The 1,014-nt window shown below is 44.2% G+C and carries 1 protein-coding gene; it reads left to right on the top strand.

From position 1 onward, the window contains the following. Nucleotides 1–78 precede the first annotated feature (78 nt). Nucleotides 79–987, top strand: a complete 909-nt coding sequence (locus tag AB4371_RS22200; RefSeq protein ID WP_017065109.1) for an IS5 family transposase — start codon at nt 79–81, stop codon at nt 985–987. Nucleotides 988–1,014: the final 27 nt, after the last annotated feature.

The following is a 1,014-nucleotide window of genomic DNA, read 5'->3' as shown; positions in this document are numbered from 1 at the left end:
GGCGTTGTTGCCTAAATTAGTTGAACCTTTTCCAAGTCCTGTGATCTGATCATTTGAAACGATTGGAATGGTGGTGATATGGGTAAAGCAAACAAGAAGATAACTAACTGGACGGAGTACAATAAGGCTCTTTGTAAACGTGGTTCGGTTACATTCTGGATAGATGATTCAGCCGTAGATGCATGGCGATGCAAAACTCATCATGGTAAGCGTGGGAGAGGCTTTCAGTACTCTGATACAGCGATTGAAACCGCCTTGATGATTAAGGGCATCTTCTCTCTTCCTTTACGTGCTCTTCAAGGCTTTATCGACTCTATCTTTGAGCTATTAGATGTTCCACTAACGTCCCCTGACTACACCTGTATCAGTAAACGCTCGAAGACAGTTCAGGTCAAATATCGCAATAAATCGAGAGGGGCTATTCGCCATATAGCCATTGATTCTACTGGCCTCAAAGTCTTTGGTGAGGGGGAGTGGAAAGTGAAAAAGCATGGTACAGAAAAACGTAGGACATGGCGCAAACTGCACTTAGCTGTGGATGTGGATACTCACGAAGCGATTAGTGCGGAAGTCAGTCTTGTAAATGTAGGCGATAGTGAAGTGTTACCGACGTTACTCAACCCACTACGTAGAAAGGTCGCTGCCGTATCCGCCGATGGAGCATATGACACAAAAAATTGTCACGAGACTCTGAAAAATAAAGGCTGTACTCCGTTAATACCGCCTCGAAAGAATGCAGCTCTTTGGGAAGACGGTCATCCCAGAAACAAAGCGGTAATGGCTCTGAGAGATGGAACAATATCGGAATGGAAAACAGAGTCTGGTTATCACTATCGTTCAATATCTGAGACTGCTATGTCCCGATATAAAGGACTAACAAGCGATAAATTGAGCTTGAGATGTTACAACGCTCAAGTGGGCGAAATCATGGCGAATGTCAAAGCGATTAACAAAGTCATAGGACTAGGTATGCCCGTTAGAAGCTAACGGCTAGCTACATATGGTGTCGTTGAT

The organism is Vibrio sp. 10N.261.51.A3, assembly GCF_041471965.1.
Classification (GTDB): Bacteria; Pseudomonadota; Gammaproteobacteria; order Enterobacterales; family Vibrionaceae; genus Vibrio; species Vibrio crassostreae_C.
This window is presented reverse-complemented; position numbering and strand designations above follow the sequence as displayed.